The organism is Brevibacterium salitolerans (genome assembly GCF_039531405.1).
Classification (GTDB): Bacteria; Actinomycetota; Actinomycetes; order Actinomycetales; family Brevibacteriaceae; genus Brevibacterium; species Brevibacterium salitolerans.
This window is the reverse complement of sequence record NZ_BAAAPZ010000004.1, coordinates 345,035-367,657: the sequence shown is the minus strand read 5'-3', so window position 1 is coordinate 367,657 and position 22,623 is coordinate 345,035. Positions and strand designations below refer to the sequence as shown.

General features: G+C 69.2%; 18 protein-coding genes. 4 read left to right on the top strand and 14 right to left on the bottom strand.

The features are described from left to right. From gyrA to dnaA, 14 genes are all read right to left on the bottom strand, one after another. The coding region (gyrA, locus tag ABD240_RS07205; RefSeq protein WP_425546998.1) for a DNA gyrase subunit A at positions 1 to 1,957 on the bottom strand (1,957 nt) is incomplete at its 3' end. 77 nt (positions 1,958 to 2,034) lie between these two features. Further along, a complete protein-coding gene (gene gyrB, locus ABD240_RS07200) occupies positions 2,035 to 4,050 on the bottom strand; it encodes a DNA topoisomerase (ATP-hydrolyzing) subunit B (protein ID WP_291798162.1) in 2,016 nt (671 codons plus the stop codon). A gap of 224 nt (positions 4,051 to 4,274) precedes the next feature. Beyond that, positions 4,275 to 4,979: a M50 family metallopeptidase gene (locus ABD240_RS07195; protein WP_291798159.1), complete on the bottom strand. Its 705-nt coding sequence runs from the start codon at positions 4,977 to 4,979 to the stop codon at positions 4,275 to 4,277. A gap of 68 nt (positions 4,980 to 5,047) precedes the next feature. Next, the gene (locus tag ABD240_RS07190) at positions 5,048 to 6,640 is read right to left on the bottom strand and encodes an AMP-binding protein (protein WP_291798156.1); all 1,593 of its coding nucleotides are present in this window, start codon (positions 6,638 to 6,640) and stop codon (positions 5,048 to 5,050) included. After that, the gene (locus ABD240_RS07185) at positions 6,637 to 6,942 is read right to left on the bottom strand and encodes a hypothetical protein (RefSeq protein ID WP_344336574.1); all 306 of its coding nucleotides are present in this window, start codon (positions 6,940 to 6,942) and stop codon (positions 6,637 to 6,639) included. Before ABD240_RS07185 ends, ABD240_RS07190 begins: the two co-directional genes overlap by 4 nt. Continuing rightward, complete coding sequence (locus ABD240_RS07180; protein WP_344336572.1) at positions 6,939 to 8,546, bottom strand: GMC oxidoreductase; 1,608 nt, start codon at positions 8,544 to 8,546, stop codon at positions 6,939 to 6,941. The genes ABD240_RS07185 and ABD240_RS07180 overlap by 4 nt, the downstream gene beginning before the upstream one ends. Next, a complete protein-coding gene (locus tag ABD240_RS07175; RefSeq protein ID WP_344336570.1) occupies positions 8,543 to 10,483 on the bottom strand; it encodes a sodium:solute symporter family protein in 1,941 nt (646 codons plus the stop codon). Before ABD240_RS07175 ends, ABD240_RS07180 begins: the two co-directional genes overlap by 4 nt. A gap of 172 nt (positions 10,484 to 10,655) precedes the next feature. Then, a complete protein-coding gene (locus ABD240_RS07170; RefSeq protein WP_291798144.1) occupies positions 10,656 to 12,419 on the bottom strand; it encodes a helix-turn-helix domain-containing protein in 1,764 nt (587 codons plus the stop codon). A gap of 31 nt (positions 12,420 to 12,450) precedes the next feature. Further along, positions 12,451 to 13,614 (bottom strand): cystathionine gamma-synthase, encoded by a 1,164-nt coding sequence (locus ABD240_RS07165; RefSeq protein WP_291798140.1) that lies wholly within the window; start codon positions 13,612 to 13,614, stop codon positions 12,451 to 12,453. Then, positions 13,611 to 14,684, bottom strand: a complete 1,074-nt coding sequence (locus ABD240_RS07160) for a pyridoxal-phosphate dependent enzyme (RefSeq protein ID WP_344336567.1) — start codon at positions 14,682 to 14,684, stop codon at positions 13,611 to 13,613. Before ABD240_RS07160 ends, ABD240_RS07165 begins: the two co-directional genes overlap by 4 nt. Before the next feature lie 69 nt (positions 14,685 to 14,753). Continuing rightward, a complete protein-coding gene (locus tag ABD240_RS07155) occupies positions 14,754 to 15,311 on the bottom strand; it encodes a DciA family protein (protein WP_344336566.1) in 558 nt (185 codons plus the stop codon). 83 nt (positions 15,312 to 15,394) lie between these two features. Continuing rightward, entirely contained in the window at positions 15,395 to 16,540 is a 1,146-nt protein-coding gene (recF, locus tag ABD240_RS07150; RefSeq protein WP_291798135.1) for a DNA replication/repair protein RecF, read from the bottom strand. A 67-nt stretch (positions 16,541 to 16,607) separates the two neighbouring features. Beyond that, positions 16,608 to 17,750 carry a DNA polymerase III subunit beta gene (gene dnaN / locus ABD240_RS07145; RefSeq protein ID WP_291798132.1) on the bottom strand — a complete coding sequence of 381 codons (1,143 nt, stop codon included), beginning with the start codon at positions 17,748 to 17,750 and terminating at the stop codon, positions 16,608 to 16,610. A gap of 584 nt (positions 17,751 to 18,334) precedes the next feature. Continuing rightward, positions 18,335 to 20,104, bottom strand: coding sequence for a chromosomal replication initiator protein DnaA (dnaA, locus tag ABD240_RS07140; protein ID WP_291798129.1), 1,770 nt, complete (start codon positions 20,102 to 20,104; stop codon positions 18,335 to 18,337). A gap of 548 nt (positions 20,105 to 20,652) precedes the next feature. Between dnaA and rpmH the strand changes: the two genes are divergently transcribed. The 4 genes from rpmH to yidC all read left to right on the top strand — a co-directional run bounded on the left by rpmH (position 20,653) and on the right by yidC (position 22,613). After that, positions 20,653 to 20,790 carry a 50S ribosomal protein L34 gene (gene rpmH, locus ABD240_RS07135; protein ID WP_291791945.1) on the top strand — a complete coding sequence of 46 codons (138 nt, stop codon included), beginning with the start codon at positions 20,653 to 20,655 and terminating at the stop codon, positions 20,788 to 20,790. 26 nt (positions 20,791 to 20,816) lie between these two features. Further along, a complete protein-coding gene (rnpA, locus tag ABD240_RS07130; protein ID WP_291791947.1) occupies positions 20,817 to 21,176 on the top strand; it encodes a ribonuclease P protein component in 360 nt (119 codons plus the stop codon). 79 nt (positions 21,177 to 21,255) lie between these two features. Further along, positions 21,256 to 21,567 carry a membrane protein insertion efficiency factor YidD gene (gene yidD / locus ABD240_RS07125; RefSeq protein WP_344336681.1) on the top strand — a complete coding sequence of 104 codons (312 nt, stop codon included), beginning with the start codon at positions 21,256 to 21,258 and terminating at the stop codon, positions 21,565 to 21,567. Positions 21,568 to 21,620: 53 nt separating this feature from the next. Continuing rightward, positions 21,621 to 22,613 (top strand): membrane protein insertase YidC, encoded by a 993-nt coding sequence (gene yidC / locus ABD240_RS07120; RefSeq protein ID WP_291791952.1) that lies wholly within the window; start codon positions 21,621 to 21,623, stop codon positions 22,611 to 22,613. The last annotated feature ends 10 nt before the right edge of the window (positions 22,614 to 22,623 follow it).

Here is a 22,623-nt window from a genome sequence, read left to right as displayed (position 1 = left end):
CGCTCAGGCGCGTCTTCTTCACGATGCCGGACTTGGTCGCCAGCGCCAGGAACTCCGCATCGTCGTAGTCGCGGATCGAGAGCACCTGGGCGATCGTCTCGTCCGGCTGCAGCGCCAGCAGATTCGCCACGTGCTGGCCCTTGGAGTCGCGTGAGCCCTCCGGCAGCTCATAGGCCTTGGCGCGGTACACCCGCCCGGTGTTGGTGAAGAAGAGCAGCCAGTTGTGCGTCGAGGTGACGAAGAACTGGCTGACGACGTCGTCGCCGCGCAGCTGCGCTCCCTTGATCCCCTTACCGCCCCGGTGCTGGGCGCGGTAGAGCGCGGACTGGGTGCGCTTGACGTAGCCCCCGCGGGTGATGGTGACGACGACCTCCTCCTCCGGGATGAGGTCCTCCATGCTCACATCGCCGTCGAAGCCCGCGAGGATGCGCGTGCGGCGGTCGTCGCCGTAGCGGTCCACGATCTCGTCGAGCTCCGTGGAGACGATCTCCCGCTGGCGCTCCGGCCGCTCGAGGATGTCCTTGTAGTCCTTGATCTGCTCCTCGATCCGGGCGGCCTCCTCCTCGATCTTGAGGCGCTCCAGCGCGGCCAGACGCCGCAGCTGGAGGTCGAGGATGGCGTTGGCCTGGATCTCGTCGACGTCGAGGAGCTCCATGAGTCCCGTGCGCGCCTCGTCCGAGTTCGGTGAGCGGCGGATGAGGGCGATCACGGCGTCGAGCGCGCCCAGCGCCTTGAGGTAGCCGCGCAGGATGTGCGCGCGCTCCTCCGCCTTCCGCAGGCGGAAGCGCGTGCGGCGCACGATCACGTCGATCTGGTGCTTGACCCACAGGCGCAGGAAGGCGTCGATGGAGAGCGTGCGCGGGACGTTGTCCACGAGCGCCAGCATGTTCGCGGAGAAGTTCTCCTGCAGCTGGGTGTGCTTGAAGAGGTTGTTGAGGACCACCTTCGCCACGGCGTCGCGCTTGAGCACGATCACCAGGCGCTGGCCCGTGCGTCCGGAGGACTCGTCACGGAGGTCCGCGATGCCCGCGACCTTGCCGTCGCGCACGTAGGAGGCGATCTTGGCCGCGAGCGTGTCCGGGTTGACCATGTAGGGCAGCTCGGTGACGACGAGGCAGGTGCGTCCGTGGATCTCCTCGACCTCCACCACGGCCCGCTGGGTGATGGAGCCGCGGCCGGTGCGGTAGGCCTCCTCGATGCCCTTGCGCCCCAGCACGGTCGCGCCGCCCGGGAAGTCCGGGCCCTTGACGATGCCGAGGATCGCCTCGAGCGCCTCCTCGCTGGTGGCGTCCGGGTGCGAGAGCAGCCACTGCGCGCCGGCGGCCACCTCGCGCAGGTTGTGCGGGGGGATGTTCGTCGCCATGCCCACGGCGATGCCGGAGGAGCCGTTGACCAGCAGGTTGGGGAAGCGGGAGGGCAGCGCCACCGGCTCCTGGTTGCGGCCGTCGTAGTTGTCCTGGAAGTCGACGGTCTCCTCTTCGATGTCCCGGACCATCTCCAGGGCCATCGGGGCCATCTTGCACTCCGTGTACCGGGGTGCGGCCGCACCGTCGTCGCCCGGTGAGCCGAAGTTGCCCTGACCGGCGACGAGCGGATACCGCATGACCCAGTGCTGCACGAGGCGGACGAGGGCGTCGTAGATCGCGGAGTCGCCGTGCGGGTGGTAGTGGCCCATCACATCGCCCACCACGCGGGCGCACTTGGAGAAGTTGCGGTCCGGGCGGTAGCCGCCGTCGTACATCGCATAGAGGATGCGGCGGTGCACCGGCTTGAGGCCGTCGCGCACGTCAGGCAGCGCACGCCCCACGATCACGCTCATGGCGTAGTCGAGGTAGGAGCGCTGCATCTCCTGGTTGAGATCGACCTGGTCGATCCTGTCCGCTGAGGTCACCGGGGCCTCGGCACCGGTCATCTCCGCCGGTTCCTGCTCAGGAGTGGGATTCTGCTCGTCTGCCACGTGGATGTGCTCTCTCTGTTCGTGGTGGGAAGTGAGGGTGGGCCGTCAGCGGCACGGCGGCCGGCGCGGGCGCCGGCTCAGATGTCGAGGAAGCGGACGTCCTTCGCGTTCTCCTGAATGAATCTCCGGCGCGAGTCCACGTCGTCGCCCATGAGGACGGTGAAGATCTCGTCCGCCTGCGCCGCGTCGTCCAGGCTCACCTGCTTGAGCAGGCGCTGGTCCGGGTCCATCGTGGTCTCCCACAGCTCCTGGTAGTTCATCTCGCCGAGGCCCTTGTAGCGCTGGATCGCCTGCTCCTTGGGCAGACGGCGGCCGGCGGCACGGCCCGCGGTGAGCAGTCCGTCGCGCTCACGGTCCGTGTAGGCGAACTCGTGCGGGGCGTTGGACCACTTGATCCGGTAGAGCGGGGGAGTGGCGAGGTACACGTGGCCCCGCTCCACCAGCGGCTTCATGTAGCGGAAGATGAAGGTGAGCAGCAGCGTGGTGATGTGCTGGCCGTCCACGTCCGCGTCCGCCATCAGCACGATCTTGTGGTAGCGGAGCTTCTCGATGTCGAACTCCTCGCCGATCCCCGTGCCGAAGGCCGTGATCATCGACTGCACCTCGGCATTGCCCAGGGCGCGGTCGAGGCGGGCCTTCTCGACGTTGAGGATCTTGCCGCGCAGCGGCAGGATCGCCTGGTGGATGGCGTCCCGGCCCTGCACGGCGGACCCGCCGGCGGAGTCGCCCTCGACGAGGAAGACCTCGGAGCGGAACGGGTCCTTGGACTGGCAGTCCTTGAGCTTGCCCGGCATCCCGGAGGACTCGAGCAGGCCCTTGCGGCGCGTCGCCTCGCGCGCCTTGCGAGCGGCCATGCGCGCCTGCGAGGCCTGGATGGACTTGCGGATGATCTCCTTGGCCTGCGCCGGGTTGGACTCCAGCCAGTGGCCGAACTCGTCGCGGACCACGCGCTGGACGAAGGTCTTGGCCTCGGAGTTGCCCAGCTTGGTCTTGGTCTGGCCCTCGAACTGCGGCTCGCCCAGCTTCACGGAGATCACCGCCGTGAGGCCCTCGCGGACGTCGTCGCCGGTGAGGTTGGGATCCTTCTCCCGCAGCAGCTTCTGCTCCCGGGCATAGGAGTTGATGAGGGAGGTCAGCGCGGTGCGGAAGCCCTCCTCGTGCGTGCCGCCCTCATGCGTGGAGATCGTGTTCGCGAAGGTGTGCACGGACTCCGAGTAGGAGGTCGTCCACTGCATGGCGACCTCGAGCGCGATCTGCTGCTCCGTGTCCTCCGTCTCGAAGGCGATGATCTGGTCGTTGACCAGGTCCGCCTTCTTCATGCTGTTGAGGTGGGCGACGTAGTCGAGCAGGCCGTCCGCGTAGCAGTAGGAGACGGCCTTGGTCTTCGCCTCCGCCGCGTTCTCCTCGCCGTCGAGCGCCTCCTCGTCGAGCTGCACCTCGTCCGGGTCCACCGCGACCCGCCGGCGGTCCTCGAGCGAGATGCGCAGGCCCTTGTTGAGGAAGGCCATCTGCTGGAAGCGGCTGCGGAGGACCTCGAAGGAGAAGTCCGTCGTCTCGAAGATGTCCGGATCCGGCCAGAAGGTGATGATCGTGCCGGTGGTGTCCGTCTCCTCGCCCTTCACGACCTCTCCCGTGGGGACGCCGATCCGGTAGTCCTGCCGCCACACGTGGCCGTCGCGGTGCACCTCGGCCTCCAGCCGGGAGGACAGCGCGTTGACGACGGAGGAGCCCACACCGTGCAGACCGCCGGAGACCGCGTAGCCGCCCCCGCCGAACTTGCCGCCCGCGTGGAGGATGGTGAGCACCACCTGCAGGGTGGGGATGCCCTCCGTGGGGTGCATCGCCACGGGGATGCCGCGGCCGTTGTCCACGACGCGCACGGCACCGTCCTCGAGGATGGTCACCTCGATGTGGTCGCAGTAGCCGGCCATCGCCTCGTCGACGGAGTTGTCGACGATCTCCTGGACAAGGTGGTGGAGACCGCGCTCCGAGGTCGACCCGATGTACATGCCGGGACGCTTCCTCACCGCCTCGAGTCCTTCAAGGACGGTGATGTCACCGGCGTCGTAGTGCGGTGTCTCCTCGGCTGCCATTGGTCTCCTCTGGGCGCGCTTTCGCACGCAAGCATCTGCATTCGGGCGGTTTGGCTCCAATCCTACCGCGAAGAACCTCCAGAATCAGTGAGGAGCGGCACGAGAAGGCCTCGAATCCAGGTCATCGGAGCAGCGGCCGGGGGTGGTCTCGTGTCCCAGGGTCCCAGGGCCGCAGAGACGATTGTGCGAACGCCGCCGAGACCGACTCCGGGAGCCGGTCTTCGTCAGCTCCGCAGCGCCCACAGCAGCAGCGCCGCCGGAGCGAGGGAGAGCAGCCAGAACACGAGGAGCCAGAGGAACGCGGGCACACGCGTGCGCTGGGCGAGGGCGTGGGCGTCCGAGCCGTGGCCCCGGCCGGTGGCGTGGAGCCGGGAGAGGTTGGCGATCGCCCGGATCCCGCCGGCCCAGAGGAAGGCGCCCACCGTGACCGCGACGCCGGTGACCAGCACCGTCGAACCCTCCGCCAGCAGCAGCGCCCCGGCGACGAGGCTCACGAGGGTCACGGTCCAGGTGAGCGCGCCTCGCATGAACACGAGCGCCGCGAGCATCACGACCATCATCACGGCGAGGGCTGCAGCACCCCATCCGGCCGCTGCGGCGACGGCGACCGCCGCGCCCACGAGGGACGGGGCGGGGTATCCCCAGAAGCTCGTCCACGCGACGGAGTCCGTGCGGCCGGTGGAGGTGGTGAGACCGGAGTGGTCGCGATTCACCCGGATGCGCATGCCCGTCCGGCCGCGCAGCATCCCGGCGAAGGCGTGTCCCAGCTCGTGCACGACCGTCACCCACACGCCGGAGACCCGCCAGAGGGGCGAGGGCACCACGAGCGCGGCCGCGATGATCGCGGCGACGGTGAGCGTCTGCGCGTCCGGGTGCGGGGCCGCGTGGGTGACGGCGGACCAGAGGGAGGGGAGAGCGTCCTGGAGCATCCCACCAGTCTGCCCGGCGGAGCTGAGACGGCTCTCAGCGGCCCGGGCGGCCCGGACCGCTGTTCCTCCTACGGCTGCGTCCTCAGCATGCGGCGCTGGATCTTGCCCGTCGTCGTCATGGGCAGCTCGTCATGGAACTCGATCCTCCGGGGGTACTGGTAGTAGGCGAGGGAGCCCTTCACGTGTGCGGCGAGCTGCCGTCTGAGGACGTCGGACGGCTCCGCTCCGTCCTTGAGCACGACGTGGGCGACGACGATCTCCCCGCGGAGCTCGTCCGGCTCCCCCACCACTGCGGCGAGAGCCACGGCGGGATGTCCGAGCAGGCTCTCCTCCACCTCCCCGGGCCCGATCCTGTATCCCGCAGACGAGATCACGTCGTCCGCGCGTCCTGCGAAGGCGAGGTCGCCGTCCGGCCCGACGGTGCCGAGATCACCCGTGAGCAGCCATTCGCCCCGATACTTCTCCCGCGTCCTCTGCGCCTGGCCCCAGTAGCCGAGGAACTCTCCCGGGTTGGGGGTCCGTACGGCGATCTCGCCGATCGCGCCGCGTTCCGCGGGTGCGCCGTCGGGACCCAGCACCTCCACGGAGAATCCGGGGACCGCACGTCCCATGGATCCGGGGGCCGGACGCCGGCTCTGTCTGTGCTGGCCCACCGTCATGTTCATCTCCGTCTGCCCGTAGAACTCGTTGACCTCCACTCCGAACACCTCCTGCGCCCATCGCTGCAGGCTCTCCCCCAGAGTCTCCCCGCCGGAAGTGAGCGTCCGGACCCGCGGCGCCGCGGGCACGGCCCCCGTGGCCCGCATCTGCTTGAGCGCGGTGGGCGGCAGGAAGCTGTTCCTCACGCCCACCTCGTCGAACATGTGCACCGCCAGCTCCGGAGTCACCCGCGCGTCGCTCCCGACGACCGGCACGCCGCAGGCGAGGGCGGGGAACAGCACGTCCAGGAGCCCTCCGATCCAGGCCCACTCCGCAGGCGTCCAGATGAGGTCGCCCGGCTGGGGGAACGCGTCATGGGTCATCCGCACCCCGGGCATGTGACCGATGAGGACGCGGTGGGCGTGCAGAGCCCCTTTGGGGTTTCCGGTCGTCCCGGAGGTGTAGATGAGAAGAGCCGGATCGTCCGCCCGCGTCTCTCCGAGCGGGTGGGGGACGACTTCTGCCCGAAGGACCTCCGCGAGAGTGGTCTCAGCCTGCTCGCATGCGTCTGAGACGCTCACGACGCAGGGGACCTCCCTCACCCCCTCCGCGACGCGGCCGAGGTCCGCCGGACGGCCGAAGAGCGCCTGCGCACCGGAGTCCTCGACTCTGAAGCGCACGGCCTCGGGGCCGAACTTGGTGGTGAGCGGGACGGCGATCATCCCCGCGTAGTAGATCGCACTGTGCACCGCTGCGAGCTCCCAGCTCTGCGGCAGGAACACGGCGATCCTGTCACCGGGCGAGAAGCCGCGCTCCAGCAGCCACGAGGCTATTCTCCGCGCGCGGTCCCTGAGCTCCCCGAACGTCATGTCGATGTCCCGGCTCCCGCCTCGTTCGAGGAGCGCGAGCGCCTCTGCGGGATGCGGGTCGAGGCTGTCCGCCGCGATGTTGAACCGTTCCGGCACCTGCCATGCGAAGGTCTCCGCCTCCAGATCCTGCCACCATGCGGGCTGGCCGCTCATTCCGTTCCCTCCTGGTTCGTCTCCCGGCGCACCGCGCCGGGGAAGCCTCTGTCCCTGACTCTCCTGATGACGCGGTCCACATCCGCAGGAGGAGGACTCGCGGCAGTCCTCCGCTCCGGGCTCAGCTCGTCGCGCATCACCGGGTCCCCCAGCCTGCGGGCGAAGGCGCCGGTGGCGATGAGTGCGGCCAGCAGCTGCCTGTCGTCCTGTTCCTCCGCGGCCTCGATTCCACCTCGCAGCTCCTCGATCTCCTCGTCGGTGAACTCCGCTCCGACCTTCCTCCTGATCTCCTCCGCGCTCACCACGACTCCTCACTGAGGAAATGGGCGCTGGAGCGCAGCGCCATCGCCGCCTGTGTGGCAGCGGGATTGAACCCGCTCGAGGTCGGCCAGGTGGACGAATCGAAGATGTGCAGGTTCGGGACGTCATGGCAGCGGCCCCACGGATCGGTGACGGAGGTGCGCGGATCTTCTCCCATCCGCGCGGTTCCCATGAGGTGCCAGCCGCTCGCACGCACCAGAGGCTCCTGCAGGACCGTGTGCGCACCCGCGGCGCGCAGGGATTCGCATGCCCGCGCGAGGTGGAATGCGAGCAGCCGCCTGGAGTTCCCGTCCTGGCGATACCGCACCCGCACACCCGGGCCTCCCGCACGATCACGGACGCGCGGGTCCAGGAGCACCCGGTTCTCCGGCGACGGAAGATCCTCGGAGACGATGGACCACATGGCGGAATGCCCGAGCCGTTCCCTCATCGTCGCCGCGAAGCCCGCTCCCCACCGGCCCGGGTCGCTCGTCCACGGATAGGAGAAGAGGTGCGCCTCCGGTCCCCCCGCGGGCTGCAGACCCCATTTGGCGCCGCGGACGAAACCGCGTCCGGGATCAGTCTCGTAGAAGTGGGTGCTCTGCAGCTGCGCTCCGAGCGGCGACACCGCACCGTCGACCTCCTCGGCGAAGACGCCCACGGCGGCGGCGAGCGGATGCAGCATGAGATTCCTTCCGACCATGCCGCTGGAGTTCGCCGCGCCCCTGTCCGAGGCGGTGTCCCCGGAGGCGAGCAGCAGACGCGCGGTGCCGATCCCGTTCGCACAGAGGATGACCTGCTTCGCCCGCATGGTCCGGATCCGTCCCTGCGCGTCGCAGTACTCGACGCCGTCGGCGCGTCCGCGGCTGAGGAGCAGGCGACGGACCTGCGCTCCGGTGGTCAGCCGTGCCCCCGCACGTAGTGCGCCGGGCCAGTGGGAGACGTCCGCCGAGGCCTTGACGGTCGCTCGCCGGCCGGTGCTGACGGCTCCGAGGTCATGGCCGGCGGCCGCCGCCGAGTAGGGGAGTGACGCCGCGGACTCCCGGGGGAAGACGGCGGACGCGCCGGGCCACCAGTCCCAGCCGAGGGAGTCGAGGGCGTGGGCCATGCGTCTGCCGAAGTCGCGGAGGGGGAGCGGCGGGTGCGGAGGTGCGCCCCCGGGAGGGTAGGCGGGGTCCCCGGCGAGACCGCTCACGCCCAGCTGGGCCTCCGCCTCGGTGTACCAGGGCTCCAGCTCCTGGTATCCGAAGGGCCAGTCCGCCCCCACTCCGTCCGAGGACCGCACGCGGAAGTCGCCGGGAAGCATCCGATGCCATTTGGCCAGGTAGAGGACCGTGCTGCCGCCCACGCCGTTCCACATCAGCGGATCGATGGGTGAGTCCTCGGCCGTGAGCGGGTAGTCGGCGGAGGAGTTCCTCTCATTCGGCAGCCGAGGCCATCGCCGGTGCGTCTCAGGGTCGAAGGCGAGCGGGTGGACCGGCGCGGAGTAGTCGGGCCAGTCGCCCTGCTCGAGGCAGTGGACGTCCAGTCCGCGCTCCGCGAGAACGGCTGCGGTCATGCCTCCGGCGAGTCCCGCGCCGACGATGAGCACATCCGGATCGCTCATCGGTGCGCCGCCTCCTGAAGAGCGCCGGCGGGCACGCGCCTCAGCACCGACGAGTAGATCCAGGCGTAGAGAAGCCCCGCGCTGAGCGTGCTGAACGGCCAGAGCACGTAGACGAGGATCCCCGTCGCGAGGGGGAGACCGCCGAACAGGACGGACGAGTCCCTGGTGGCGGCCATCGCGGTCATGAGGATGAGGAGCACGGCGGTGTAGCCGAGGAGCGGCACGCGGACGGCCGACAGCGATGCTCCGCTGCCAAGGCAGCCGAGCATCATGACGAGCCCCACCATGAGCGGAGTGGGGTAGATGATCAGGTCCGGCAGGTCGAAGAGCATGCCCGCCAGCATGATCGCGGAGATGCTGGTCACGGCACCCACCAGGATTCCCACTGCCCGATGTGCGTTCTCCTCCTCGGGGTTCTCGCTCTGCGGGACACCGGCGCCCCGCCCGGGAGACGGGGACGTCCCGTCCGGGCATGCCGCTGCGTCGAACTCCCGGAACAGCTGCTCCGCCCGCTCCCGCGGCGTGAGGAGGGAGACGCAGACGAAGACCACGACGGAGAGCATGAGCGATATCCCGCCGATGTGCATGTGCGGCGCGACGACGAGGAGGCCGCTGGCTTCCAGGAGCACGATGAGGAGATTGAAGCCGAGGGCGACCGCCACCGCTGCCGTGGCCGCGGCCCCGGTCGCTCTGCGCCAGTGGATCCCGATCCCTATCGGTCCCAGGATGGCGGCTGCGAAGGCGGCCCAGCCGATCGCCCCGAGGATGAAGATGGCCTGCGAGAGGTAGAAGACCAGGAGCACCGCGAGAACCGTGATCACCGCTGACATCACCCGGCTCCACAGCAGCTCGCGCTCCACCCTCACGCCGAGCGCGGTCGCGAGATCCCTCACGACGGCCGCAGCACCGATCGTGATGAAGCTCGATGCGCTCGACATCACCGCGGCGAGGAGCGCGGTGAGTGCGAGGCCGGCCACGGCGGGGCTGGTGAACTGCGAGAGGAAGTCGGTGGTCGTGTTGTCGATGGTCGCGGGAGCCTCCGCCGAACCGGTGAGGACCATCGCCTTGAGGGAGAGCCCGATGCCCAGGCTGAAGAGCGTCGTCACTCCGTAGGCGAGGCCGGAGACCAGCGCGCCCCACTTCAGCTCCTTCCTGTCCTTGAGCATGAGGAACTTGGTGATGAGCTGCGGCTGTCCGGCCGCGCCGAAGAGCAGGAGCGCCATGTAGCCGAAGATGAAGGCCTCGGACTGGGGACCCGTGAGGGACAGGAAGTCGGGGTCGGCCGCCGAGGTGGTGAGCAGCACGGACGACCATCCCCCGGCCGCGAAGAGCGCGAGGAAGAAGACCGCCACGGACATCACGATCATCAGCAGGCCTTGGATGAGGTCGGTCCAGACCGCCGCGAGCATCCCGCCGGCCACCGTGTAGATCGCCACGACCGCAGCGCCGATCCATGCGCCGGTCTGCACAGAGGTGCCGAGCAGCAGCGAGGCGATGATCCCCATGGCGGAGATCTGCGAGGTCATGTACGCGACTGCGCCCACGGCCATGGCGGCCGACATGGCCGTGTGGGCGGACCTGCTCCGGTAGCGGACCTTGACCAGATCCGGCACGGAGTACGCCCCGTGGACGGAGGCCGCGCGGTGCAGGCGGGCACCGAGGAGGAACCACGCGAGGGCGAAGCCGAGCGGCACCAGCATGGCGGCGCCCAGCAGCGCGGAGATGCCGATGTCGTAGACGGCACCGGTGTTGCCGACCATCCCCCACCCGCTCTGGATGGAGGAGAAGCTCGCGATCGCCATGACGAAGAATCCGAGCGACTGTCCGGCGACGAGGAACTCCTTGGAGGACTTCGTCCTCCGGTTGGCCCAGAGGCCGATGGCGAACATGACTGCGAAGTACACGACGATGATGACGACGACGGAAACGGACCCCATTGTCCAACCTTCCATATTCAGAGCGAGTGGAGCGCGGATGCCTGCGGCGTCGCCGGCAGCACGCGGTCGTGGAGACGACGCTAGTGACAGCGGCACCCACGAACAATGTCAGTTCTCACACTCGTCCACGGAAGCCAGTGTGAGGAATACCGTCATCGGACCGGACCAGGTCTCAGCCGGTGCCGCGGAGAAGATCGCGCAGCCGCACTGCCAGATGCACCTGCAGCGACTGCTCCCCTCTCCGCCATCCGGGACCGAGGAGACCGTCGATGCGCTCCTGCCTCTGATAGAGCGTGTTCACATGGATCATCAGCGCCGCTGAGACGGCACCCGTCTGGCTGCCGTGGTCGAAGTGCGCACGCAGGGTCTCGAGCAGCCGTCCGTCTCTCCGCCCGTCGTGCTCGAGGACCGGCCCGAGGGTCTCCGCGACGAACTCCTCGATCCTCTCCCGCCCGGCTTCGCTGAACAGCAGCGTGTACAGCCCGACGTCCTCGGGCGCCGCCCCCTGCGACCACCGCCCGGTCATGGCGAGCACGCCGGCACACGTGCGCGCCCGTGGGAGCGCACGTGCCGCCTCGCACAGGGTCGGATAGGGACCGGCCGCTCCCGCCGCCACCGGCGTGTGGAGCCGCTGCTCCAGGTCCGCGGAGATCCACCGGGCGAGGGCGGACGGGTCCTCACCGCCGACGAGCAGAGAGATCTCGCCTTCCTGCGCTCTGGCCAGACCGCCGTACTCCCGCGCAGTGCGCACCACGGCGTCCAGGCGGTCCAGACCTCCGCTCTCGGCACTCTCCAGTACGGACACGGCCGCATAGGGCGGTCCTGAGACCGTGATCCCCACCGCCGCGGCCCGTTTGTGCAGCCACGCTTCGTCGCCGCCGGGACGCACCGCCAGTTCCGCCATGAGCTCGCCCATGACCCGGCTCCGGGCCTCCTCGTCCGCGCGCTTGTGCAGGATCGTGAGCGCGGTGACGAGGGCCGCCCGTTCCAGGGAACGCACATCGGTGGAGCTGAGCACCGGTCCTTCGTAGAACAGATATCCCAGTCTGCGCGCCCCCGTGCGAGCCACGACCACGTGGCGTCCGGATCCGCTCTCCACACCCTCACCCAGGGGGGCGGATCCGGACCCGCTCGGATCGGAGACGGCTGCGAGCTCCCGTGCCGTGGGCAGCTCCACAGCATCCCGCACCGGGGTGAGCAGCGTCCCGTCGTCGGCGAGCACCGCCACCGCACCGCCGAGGAACTGCGCGACCGCCTCCGCGAGCTCGCCCAGCGGGACCCCGGCCGCCACGAGTCCCGTGAGCCGTTCGTGGAACTCCGAGGCACGTTCGAGCGTCCGGTTCTGCTCGGCCACCTTGCGGCTGACCGACTGCCACTTCTCCAGGACCTGCTGGGTCTGTTCGTGCAGCTCGGCGTTGTCGAGGGCGATCGCCGCATGATTCGCCAGAGAGGTCAGGAGGGCGATCTCGCGATGGGTGAAGTCCCGGCTGCGGCGGTCCGCGGCGAAGAGGACGCCCCGAACCCGGCCCCCGACCTTCAGCGGCACGCCCAGCAGCGCGGTGAGGGCCTCCGCCCGCACGACCTCGCCGATCTTCGGTGCGAATCGCTCGTCCGACCGGTAGTCCCGGGTCCACTGCGGCATGCCGGTGCTGGCCACCAGTCCGCCGAGCCCTTCCCCGTAGTCGAGGGATATGCCGTGGAACTCCTGGGTCTGGATCCCTTCGGAGACCCGCATGTAGGTCTGCCGGCGGGCCTCGTCGAGGAGCATGAGATATGCCACGTCACTGGCCAGCAGCTGCCTGCTGCGCTGCACGATCGCACCGAGCACCGCGTCCACGTGGTGCAGGGAGGACAGCTCGCCCGCCGTCTCGAAGAGAGCCTCGAGCTCGATGGTCCGCCGCTGGTAGCTCTCGGGCTCAGGATGTTCGTCGCTCATGATGCGGGTCCCCACCCGGCGGGCGGAGCGCTCAGAGCCTCCCGAGCGCCTCGTTCAGATCGTCGAGGAGGTCGTCCGCGGTCTCGATGCCCACGGAGAGCCGGACCACCTCCTCGGGCACCGCCAGCTCCGTCCCGCGCACGGAGGCGTGGGTCATGGCGTCCGGGTAGTTCACGAGCGACTCGACCCCGCCCAGGGACTCCGCGAGGGTGAACAGCCGCAGGCTCTCCGCGAACCGCCTCGCCTCCTCCCCGGAGGACAGCGCCAGCGACACCATTCCGCCGAACCCGCGCATCTGCCGCGCGGCGATCTCATGACCCGGATGCGTCTCCAGGCCGGGGTAGTAGACCTGCGCGACGGCGGCGTGCTGGGCGAGGAAGCCCGCGACCAGTCCGGCGTTGCGGCTGTGCCGCTCCATGCGGATGCCCAGCGTCTTGAGTCCGCGGCTGGTGAGCCAGGCGTCGTGCGGCCCGCTCACCGCCCCCGCCGCGAACTGCTGGAACTTCACCGCCTCGTACAGCTCCGCGTCGCTGGTGACGACGGCGCCGCCCACCACGTCGGAGTGCCCGCCCAGGTACTTCGTGGTCGAGTGGACCACCACGTCCGCCCCCAGCGCCAGGGGCTGCTGGAGCGCCGGCGAGGCGAAGGTGTTGTCCACCACGACCGTCGCGCCCGCTTCGTGCCCCAGCTGTGCGAGTGCGGCGATGTCGCTGATCCGCATGAGCGGGTTGGACGGCGTCTCCACCCAGAGCACCTGGGCGGGGACCTCCTCCAGCGAGGCGCGCACGGCCTCGGCGTCCGTGATGTCCACGATCCGCAGGTTCACGCCCCACGGCTCGAGGATGCGGGCCACCAGGCGGTGGGTGCCGCCGTAGACGTCATCGCCCATGAGCACGGTGTCGCCGGGACGCAGCACGGCCCGCAGGAGCGCATCCTCCGCCGCCAGTCCCGAGGCGAACGAAAGCGCGTGCTCCGCCCCCTCGAGTGCCGCGATCTGCTGCTGCAGCGCGTCCCGGGTGGGGTTGCCGCTGCGACCGTACTCGTAGCCGCCGCGCAGACCGCCGATCCCGTCCTGGGCGTAGGTGGTGGACAGGTGCAGGGGAGGGATGACCGCGCCGGTGGTGGGGTCGTGGTCCTGTCCGGCACGCACGGCCTGGGTGTCGAAGCCGTCCGCGCGCCGCTGTGCATCGCTCACTGAGTGTCTCCTGTCGTCGGTGCGGATGCCGAGGTCTCCGGATCCGCGCTCGTGTCTGCGCCGGCGGCCCGGCCGGTGTCCGCAGCCGCCTCCGCGCCCGTGGCATCCGCAAGGTGTCCGCGGGAACGCATCCAGTCGTCGTCGAACACCTTGCCCAGGTAGCCGCGGCCAGTGTCCGGCAGCAGCGCCACCACCACGGCGTCCGCGGGCAGCTCCCGCGCCGTGCGCAGCGCCGCGACGACCGCCATCCCGCTCGAACCTCCCACCAGCAGTCCCTCCTCGCGGGCGAGCCTGCGGGTCATCGCGAACGACTCCGCATCGTCCACCGTCTCGTAGCGGTCCGGGATGCTCCTGTCGAAGGTGTCGGGGAAGAAGTCCATCCCGACACCTTCCACGTCGTAGGCCGCGTGCTCCGAGGGATCCCCGGCGGAGTAGAGCGAGCCGTGCGGGTCCGCGACGACCACCTGCACGCAGCCGTCCGAGGCCGCCTTGAGGTAGCGGCCGGTGCCGCTCACGGTGCCGCCGGTGCCGGCCCCGGCGACGAAGTGGGTGATCCGGCCGTCCGTGTCCTGCCAGATCTCCGGGCCCGTGGTGGCGTAGTGGCTCAGCGGCCCCTGCATGTTGGCGAACTGGTTGGGCATGTAGCCGCCGGGGGTCTCCTCCGCCAGCCGCCGGGCGACGGACAGGTACGAGTCCGGGTGGTCCGCGGACACGGCGGACGGCGTGATGACGACCTCCGCCCCGTAGGCGCGGAGCACGGCCAGGCGTTCCGGGGCGACCTTGTCGGAGCAGACGAACACGCAGCGATAGCCGCGCAGCTGAGCGACCAGGGCCAGCCCGATACCGGTGTTCCCGCTGGTGGGCTCGACGATGGTGCCGCCCGGTGCGAGCTCACCGGAGGCTTCGGCCGCGTCGATGATGTCCACGGCGATCCGGTCCTTGACGGAGCCGCCGGGGTTCAGGAATTCGAGCTTGGCGAGCACGGTCGCCTCGATGCCCTCGGTCACGCTGTTCAGCCTGACGAGCGGGGTTCCGCCGATCAGATCCGTGACGCTGTTCGCAAAGCGCATGAGTCTCCTCTGTGGTGTGGGATCCAGCCTAGCCTCTGGCCTCCGCGCGCAGCCGGCGCGCACGTGTGCCTACCCCCATGTGTCCCTCGGGCCCCGGCCCTTCACGCTCCGCCGGCCCTTCGTGAACGTCCGCTGCTCCGGTCCGCGGATCTCGAGATCCTCCACCACGCGCCGGCCCAGTTCGCGCTCGAGCTTGTCCAGGAGGCCCTCGCGCAGGATCTTCAGCTGCGTGGCCCAGGTCGTCGAGGTCGTCCGCACCACCAGCGTGGGCGGCTCGAACCGCTCCACCGTGCAGTGCGCGGCGACGGCGGGTCCCACGAGCTCGTCCCACCGCGTCGTCAGCGCGGCGACGTCGAGGCTCGTCGTCCAGCCGCGCTTCTGCACGAGCCTGGAGAACATGCCGTCGAGGGGCCGCGGATCGCGGGGATCCGCTCCGGCAGCTGTGTAGGACACCTCGCCCGGGGCCCGGTCGCCGCCGAGGCCGCCGGTCCCGCCGCCGGACACCCGCCGTGGTCCGGTCCGCCGGCTGCCGGGCCGCGGCTCGTGGTCGGCCATGCGGCGCACCCGATCGAGCGCCTCCTGTGCGGCTCCGGACAGCGGACGGCGGGTCCGGTCCACCGCACCCATCTGCTCCTGCGGCTCGGCAGGTCCCGGGAGATCCGCGCTTCCCGGCACGTCCCCCCGCGCTCCGGAGCGTTCCCGCGGCGGGGTCACCGCGGCCTCGCGATGGCGGTGAGGTCCACGACGGAGCCGGTGAGCTCCGCGGGCACCTCGGCTCCCACCGCCGAGGTGATGAGCACCTGCTCCGCCTGCGCCACGGTGTGCGCCAGCCGAGCCCGCCGGCCGCTGTCCAGCTCCGCGAAGACGTCGTCGAGGACGAGGACCGGCTGGTCGTGCGGATCGCCGGAGTCCTCCCGGAGCAGATCCCAGCCGGCCAGCTGCAGGGCGAGTGCCAGGGACCAGCTCTCCCCGTGGGAGGCATAGCCCTTCGCCGGGACGTCGCCGATGGACAGCACCACGTCGTCGCGCTGCGGTCCGACGAGGGTGAGACCGCGGTCGATCTCCTTGCGACGACGCTGCGCCAGCGCTTCGACCACCACCTCGACCGCGCGCTCCGCCGCCGTGTCTGTGCGGAAGTCCACCGCCGAGTAGTCGATGCGCGAGGAGTAGGACGCACGGGCGCTCCGGCGGGACTCGCGGGCATCCGCCGCCAGCTGGGAGAAGTGGCCTGCGATGTGCGGCTCCAGATCCGCCAGCAGCCGGTGACGGCCCACGACGAGCGCGGCGGCGGCCTCGGCGAAGGCCCTGTCCCAGATGTCGAGGGTGCTCTCCAGCGCCGGGTCCGGGTTCTGCTTGAGGCTCCGCAGCAGTGCGTTGCGCTGTCTGAGAGCACGCTCGGCGTCCGCGAGCACACCGGCGAAGCGCGGATTGCGTGCGGCGAGGAGAGAATCCAGCCAGTCGCGCCGCTCCGCCGGGTCGCCCTTCACCAGACCGAGGTCCTCCGGTGCGAACACCACGCAGGGGACCAGGCCCAGGATCTCGCGCACGCGCACTCCGGAGCGGTTGATCCTCGCACGGTTGGCGCCCTTGGCCCTGATCGTCACCTCGGCGGTGACGAAGCGCTCCCCGCGGTGGGCGCGGGCGGAGACCACCGCCTGCTCCGCACCCGCACGCACCAGCGGCAGGTCCTGGGAGACGCGGTGGGAGCGCAGGCGCGAGAGATAGCCGATGCTCTCGACGAGATTCGTCTTCCCCCAGCCGTTGGGGGCGACGAAGGAGGTGACCCCCGGGGACAGCTCGAGGTCGAGGGAGTCATAGGAGCGGAAGTCGCGCAGTGCGAGCCTGCTCACCCACACGCTGGGATCCCTCCTCCCTGAGACGACGGCCCGCCGCAGAGGCGCGGACGGGTCTGGCGGGCGCGGATCAGAACCGGATGATCGGCATGAGCAGGTAGCGGTAGGAGTCGTCGTGCTCGCCGTCGAGCTCCTCCTGCCCCGTGATGACCACGGACTTCTTGGGCTCCGTCATGGAGAAGCGCACGAAGGAGTGGTCCATCTGCGAGAGCCCCTCCGTGATGAAGACCGGGTTGAAGCCGGTGGTGATGTCGCCGCCGGTGATCTGCGCGGGCAGGGATTCGGAGGCCTGGGCGTCGTCCCCGGCACCCGCACGCAGCGTGAGCGCGCCGTCGGCGAACTCGAAGCGGATGGGGGTGTTGCGCTCGGCCACGAGCGCGACACGGCGTACGGCCTCGCGCAGGGCGGCGGTCTCCACGACGGCGGTGATCGGCGCGTCCTTGGGGAACAGCGAGCGCACCTTGGGGTAGTCGCCTTCCACGAGCAGCGAGGTCGTCTCGCGGCCGTTGGCGGAGAAGGCGAGCATCTCCTTGCCGCCGGACTCGGAGAGCGAGATCCGGATGTCCCCGCCCATGGACTTCGCCGCGTCCGCCAGGGTCCTGCCGCGGATGAGGGCTGCGCGGGAGATGTCCGGGGAGGAGGGATGCCAGGTGAACTCCCTGACGGCGAGCCGGTAGCGGTCGGTCGCGAGCAGCGCGACCTTGTCGCCCTCGATCTCGATGCGCACGGAGGTGAGGATCGGGACGGTGTCGTCCTTGCTCGTGGCGATGGCGACCTGGCCCACCGCGTGCTGGAAGGCCGATGCCGAGAGCGTGCCCGTGGGCTCCGGCACCGTGGGCAGGGCGGGGTATTCGTCCACCGGCATCGTCATGAGCGAGAACCGGGAGGAGCCGCAGGTCAGGTCCACCTTGCCGCCGCTCAGCTCGAGTGTCACGGGCTGCTGGGGGAGAGCCTTCGAGATGTCCGCGAGGAGACGGCCGGACACCAGGAACGTGCCGGGCACCTCGACCTCGGCCGCGATCTCCGTGCGGTAGGAGACCTCGTAGTCGAAGACCGAGAGGCGCACGGTGCCGTCCGCCTCCGCAGTGAGGAGCACACCGGTGAGCACGGGAACGGAGGGCCGCTGGGGGAGAGCCTTGGTGGTCCAGGTGACCGCCTCTGCGAGGACATCGCGCTCGACTCGGAACTTCACTTGCTCGGCTGCTGCGTTCACGACTCTCCTGGGCGTAGTGGGCCGATGGGCAGGAAAGAACTCTACCCCACGGAGGAGGACGCGAGCACGGCAATATCCGCCCTCACCGGCGTGTTCCGTTGACTTGCCCCGCCATCCGTGGGATGCGGCGCAGCCGCGGCGGGATTTGTACCAAGGCGTACCAGCGAGCCGGGAGCCCACGTAGGGAATCAGGAGCGAATCCGCGTGACCCGGCGTTCGAATATCCGGGCAGGGGAGTGTGCGTGCACGCACAGCACCCTCGTTACGCTTTTCGCAACTCGAGTATCAATCGTTCGCAGTGCGCGGTCACGCTCTCATGCGCGCGTAGATATTCATAGTATTCAGAAGTAGCCCATGTGGACACTGTGGACGAACTCCTCCTTTCCCTTGCGACTCCTGGGATCGGGCCCTCCCTCCGCCGGTGCACGCAGTGTGCATCCGCCCGGCGCTGCCGGTGGACGCCTGTGCATCCCCCTCTGCGCCGCTCACAGGTCCCCACAGCCGCATGTGGGACCGTCCCCCGCTCCGTCCACCGCGCACCTGCAGTTATCCACCGAGTTTTCCACAGCTGTGTATTGCCGCGTTCAGAGTCGATGCTGCTGTTTGATGCGATTCGTGAGTTCGGTGACCTGGGTGTAGAGCGTCCGCCGCTCGGCCATCTGCGTTCGAATCTTCTTGTTGGCGTGCATGACGGTGGTGTGGTCACGGCCCCCGAACTCCTGGCCGATCTTGGGCAGCGAGAGCTCCGTGAGCTCGCGGCAGAGGTACATGGCGATCTGCCGCGCGGTGGTGAGCGTCCGGGACCGGCTGGTGCCCTGCAGGTCCTCCAGGGAGAGGTCGAAGTAGGCCGCGGTCTGCCCCATGATGTCCGCAGCGGTGATCTCCGGGGTGTCGTCCTGCGTGATGAAGTCCTTGAGGACCGTCTCCGCGAGGCCCACGTCGATGATCTGGTCGTTGAGATTGGCGAAGGCCGTCACGCGGATGAGGGCGCCCTCCAGCTCACGGATGTTGGAGGAGACGCGGCTGGCGATGTACTCCAGGACCTCGTTGGGGACGTCGAGCTTCTCCGAGAAGGCCTTGTTCCGCAGGATCGCGAAGCGGGTCTCCAGGTCCGGCGGCTGGACGTCCGTGAGGAGCCCCCACTCGAACCGGGAACGCAGCCGCTCCTCGAAGCCCTTGAGCATCTTGGGCGGCTGGTCGGAGGTGATGACGACCTGCTTGTCCTCGTTGTGCAGGGCGTTGAAGGTGTGGAAGAACTCCTCGACCGTGGCGTCCTTGCCCTGCAAGAACTGGATGTCGTCGATCATGAGGATGTCGACCTCGCGATAGCGCCGCTGGAACGCGGGCCGGAGGGTGTTCGAGGTGGTCTGCGAGCCGACCGTGTTGATGAAGTCGTTGACGAACTCCTCACTGGACACGTACCGCACGCTGATCTTGGGGTACAGCTGCTGGGAGTAGTGGCCGATCGCATGCAGCAGATGCGTCTTGCCCAGTCCCGAGTCCCCGTAGATGAAGAGGGGGTTGTACGCCTTGGCCGGCGATTCCGCCACGGCGAACGCCGCGGCATGGGCGAAGCGGTTGGACGCTCCCACGACGAAGGCGTCGAAGGTGTACTTGGGGTTGAGGAGGCTCGTGGAGGTCTCGCCGTCGGGCCCATGGGGGGCCGGTGTGCCCGTGTGCGAGAAGGCGGGGGCCGAGCCCTCCGCGCGTGTGGTCCGGCTGCCGTCATGGCTGCGCGCGTCCCGCTGCTCGCCGTAGGCGCCGCCCCTCGCGGGAGCCTCCTGCCGCAGAGGGCTCTGGGCGGAGGCGGCCTGCTGCGCGGTGGCCTGGAGGGAGGCAGTGTCCGCGGGGGAGAACCGCGCTGCGGCTCCGCCGGCGGTCCGCTGCCGTGCCCGCTCGCTCTCCTGCGTCTGCTGCCGCTCCGCGTCCTGACCTGCGGGCTGCGGGGCGTGTGAGGGATCGGCGGCCTGCGCGGCGAGATCCGCGAAGGTGGTGTGGGTGGCCCGATCGGAGGCCCGCCCCTCCGCTCCTCCGTCCCCGCCCGCGGCGGAGACGGCCTCGTCCGCTGCCGCCTCCGGCTCCATGTGTGTGGTGCCGACGGCGATCGCGAAGCTCACGCTGTGGCCCACGATCCTCGTGATCTCACGGGTGAGAGGTTCGCGCAGGTTGTTCTCGAGGTTCCGGCGGTGGAGTTCCGAGGGGACGGCGAGCACCACGATGGAGTCCCCGATCATCCCCTTGGGCACGGCTCCGGCGAGGAAGCCCTTGTGGTGTGCGGAGATGTCCGGGTCGTTGAGCAGATTCGTGAGGACCGTGGTCCAGATCTGCCCCAGATCGTCGTGCGCGGTGTCCACCGTGGTCGTCCTCCCAGAAGCCTGTTGTCCACACCGCCTGTGAGCGAACTCCATCCACACCTGTGGGCAGAGCGGTGCATAGCGTCCACATAGTTTTCCACAGAATGTGCAAACTGACGAAGGCATCCCCGGATTCATCCACATCTGTGGGCAAGCATGTGGAAATCACATGGGCGTTCTTTGTGGACGGAGCTGTTCACGCGGCGTGTGAATAACCTTCCGGACGCACTGTGGACGCCTGTGGGACACATGGCCCGAGGCGGCTGTGGGCAACGGGCCCGCGGACTGTTCCCCGGAGTGGGCTGGAGTGGGGCCGACCCCGCGAGAGAGGCGGATCCGGGGCGGTTTTGACCGCTGCGCCCGGAGGCCCTTATGCTTGAGTGTCCTGTGTTGTGGGCCAGTACTCCCAGTACTCCGGTGTGTGCGAACTTCCCCGTGTCTCCCTCGACGCAGGAATGGAGTGCCGAGGACTCTCGGCTCATCCCCCTGTTCAGCGGAACCGCACCCGCTGGCGCCCCGCGCCCGCGAAGACCGTAGGAGTTAGACAAGTGAGCAAGCACACCTTCCAGCCGAACAACCGCAAGCGCGCCAAGACGCACGGCTTCCGCCTGCGCATGCGCACCCGTGCCGGCCGCGCGATCCTCGCATCGCGCCGCCGCAAGGGCCGCAGCGCCCTCTCCGCCTGAATCAGCGGACGAGAGGCTGAGGCTTCGTGCTGCCTCGTGAGAACCGTCTGAGCGATCCCCAGGAGTTCCGGACCGCATTCCGCACCGGAGCGAAGGGGACCAGCGGACATGTGATCGCTCACCTGGCGCACACCCGCGAATCCCACGCTCCGCGCGTGGGATTCGTCGTATCCAAGGCCGTGGGCAACGCAGTGGTCCGGAACCGGGTCAAGCGCCGGGCCCGGGCCTGGGCCGCGTCGCGCCTCTCCGCGCTGGAGCCGGGTGAGCTCCTCGTGGTGCGCGCACTGCCGGCCGCCGCGGAGGCGGACTGGACGCAGCTGACGGGATCGTTGGAGCGTGCGCTGCGCAGGGCACGGCGGCGGCAGGATTCCCGTGCGGAGGCATGAGGACACCGAGTCCTCCCTGCCGGTGTGGCCCTCGGGCCGGCGTGCGCGCATTCTGCATGGGGTGCGGCTCGCGCCCCGCATGCCCTTCGTATGGTTCATGCGAGCCTATCGTCGCCTCGTCTCGCCGCTCTACGGCGATGTCTGCCGGTACTATCCGAGCTGTTCCAAGTACGCTCTCGACGCCTTCGAGGTCAAGGGTGCGGTCAGAGGATTCGTCCTGACCACGTGGCGCGTGCTCCGGTGCAACCCTCTGTCCTCCGGCGGAGTGGATCATGTGGAGGGTTCGGTGCTTCATGCGAGGAGCCGAGCCATCTGGGCCGCTGCCGGGCCCACGGCCCCGTCCGTCGAGGCGGACGACGAGCCGGACAATGGCAGAATGGACAAGCGGTAGCGACACGATGATGGCACTGCTGAGCACTGGTCTCAGAGGGCCGAGGAGAGTGAATGGGCTTCTTCGATACGATTCTGTACCCCATCCAGTGGGTGGTGGCGTGGATCCTCGCCCTGTTCCATGAGCTGTTCACCATGCTCGGGATGGATGCGGCGGGAGGATGGACGTGGGTGCTCTCGATCACCGGCCTCACCGTCGTGGTGCGTGCGGCGGTGATCCCTCTCTTCGTCCGGCAGATCAAGTCGCAGCGCAAGATGCAGATGATCCAGCCGGAGATCCAGCGCCTCCAGCAGAAGTACAAGGGGAAGAAGGACCAGTTCTCCCGCCAGGCGATGGTGGAGGAGCAGCAGGCGCTCTTCAAGAAGCACGGGACCAGTCCGTTCGCCTCCTGTCTCCCGCTCCTGGTGCAGATGCCGATCTTCCTGAGCCTCTTCCGTGTGATCATGCACGTGCCGCAGGTGGCCGCAGGCGAGATGAACCCGGTGGGCGGCATGACCCGCGACCTCGCGGTGCAGATGGACGGCGCGACCGTCTTCGGCATCCCGCTCTCTGCCTCGTTCCTGGATCCGGGGACCGATGTCAACGCCTGGGCCGTGCGGATCCTCACCGCCGTGCTCATCGTGCTCATGGCTGGCATGCAGTTCCTCACGCAGCGTCACATGATGACGAAGAACATGTCGGAAGCCGCTCTGAACAACCCGTTCATGCAGCAGCAGAAGATGATGCTCTACCTCATGCCCGTGGTCTTCGGCATCGGCGGCATCTACTTCCCCCTGGGCGTCCTCATCTACTGGGTCATCTCCAACGGCTGGACGATGGGCCAGCAGACGGTGATCATCCGGAACATGCCCACCCCCGGTTCCCAGGCCGAACGTGAGCTCATGGAGCGCCGTGCGAAGAGGGGGAAGTCCCCCCTGCCGGGTTCCGAGCCCATCGAGATGAAGCCCGAGAACGCCAGCACCACGGGCAGCACCTCCGGCGGCCAGCGCCAGCAGCCTGTCAGCGCCAAGCGCCAGAAGCAGAAGCAGAAGAAGCGCAAGAAGTGACCTGAGCCGT